This is a genomic window from Bartonella sp. AP3QHHD, assembly GCF_042195765.1.
Classification (GTDB): Bacteria; Pseudomonadota; Alphaproteobacteria; order Rhizobiales; family Rhizobiaceae; genus Bartonella.
The window spans coordinates 1-1,478 of sequence record NZ_JBHIPC010000038.1 but is presented as its reverse complement, the minus strand read 5'-3'; the positions used below and the strand labels follow the sequence as shown (position 1 = coordinate 1,478).

1 protein-coding gene and 1 pseudogene are annotated in these 1,478 nt (G+C 44.0%); both read left to right on the top strand.

Translation table 11 applies throughout. The annotated features are described in order from the left end of the window. The first annotated feature begins 79 nt into the window (after positions 1-79). Positions 80-1,084: a phage tail protein gene (locus ACFIL7_RS02050; protein ID WP_375683288.1), complete on the top strand. Its 1,005-nt coding sequence runs from the start codon at positions 80-82 to the stop codon at positions 1,082-1,084. 8 nt (positions 1,085-1,092) lie between these two features. Beyond that, positions 1,093-1,478 (top strand): annotated as a pseudogene (locus ACFIL7_RS02045) (phage tail protein); the annotation flags it as partial.

Here is a 1,478-nt window from a genome sequence, read left to right as displayed (position 1 = left end):
TGATGATGATAATCCTTTGATGACGCAATTCATGCGGGCATTTTACGGACCATTTTACCGAAGCTAGGATTCACGAGAAATGTCAACGATTTATGATTGGTCGCTTAGAGCGTCGGATAATACGCGCGTGGATAATTTGATTGATTGGTCCGAAGGACAGCAACCTAGCAGTGTGAACACAAGCGCCCGTGTGATGATGCAGCGCGTAAAGGAATACTTGTCAGACACGGGTGGAGAGCTTGAAGGCATTGTTACAAATGATCCTGTCCAACAAACGAGTGTGATAAGACTTGCAAGCACTTCACAGTTTTTAGAGTATAAGAATGGTATCGTTTTGCGCTTTATGGCTATGGGTAAGAATGTTGGAGCGACCACGATTGTCTTAAATGCTTTAGATGGCAAGCCGGTTTATAAAGCAACGGAAACGGGTTTATCGCTTTTATCAGGGGGGGAAATCCAACAAGGGTGCATTTATACATTGTTTTATAATGGAGATCATTGGCATCTTGTTAATCCTACCCCACTCCCTTTAGAAGAAGAAGAAAGCAGTCTTTATCCCACGGGTTTTATAGGAACGTTTGGAATGCGCGGGATTCCAAAGGATTGGTTAATTTGCGATGGGAAGGCTTATTTGCGTCGTGATTATGGTGATTTATTTGAGACGATAGGAACGGTTTGGGGAGAGGGTGATGGCGCCACGACATTTAATGTTCCCGATTTTCGAGGGATGTTTTTACGGGGGCTTGATGGAGGGCGCAATATTGATGAGGGGCGTTCTTTTGCAAGTGTGCAAACAGATTTAATCGAGTCGCATCAACATCAAGGACAGAGCCTTTCGATGTCTCATTTTACCAGCAACGAAAACTTTTGGGATGGGAATACGACGGATGTGTTGGGCTATCGTCTAGGCTTGTTTGGGGGGAGTTCTCTAGCGAATTTTATGGGCATAGAGCGTGAGAATTTAGGGGGCTACATTGTAAGTTCTCATACTCTTGATGAGAACCAAGAGGTTGTTTTGGAGAGCACTGGTGAAGGCGAGACGCGTCCAGTTAATGTGAGTGTTCTGTTTGCGATTAAGACATGAGGTGTAAGATGTCGACGATCTATGATTGGTCTTTAAATGCCTCCTTGAATGCCTATTGTGATGATTTGATTGATTGGTCAAAAGGACAACGTCCTAGTAGTCTGAATAATAGTGCTCGTGTGATGATGCAACGTGTGCGTGAGTATTTATCGGATACGAGTGGTGTGATTGAAAGCACTTTTACGGTTGATGCTGAACACCAGACGACGTTGATAAGACTTCAAAGCCAATCGCAATTTTTAGAGTATAAGAATGGGATATCAATTTGTTTTAAAGCGAAGGGCAAGAATGTTGGGGAAACCGCAATTGCCTTGAATGATTTGGCGGCTAAACCTGTTTACAAGGCGACGGAATTAGGTCTCCGTGTTTTATCGGGAGGCGAGCTTCAAAGGGG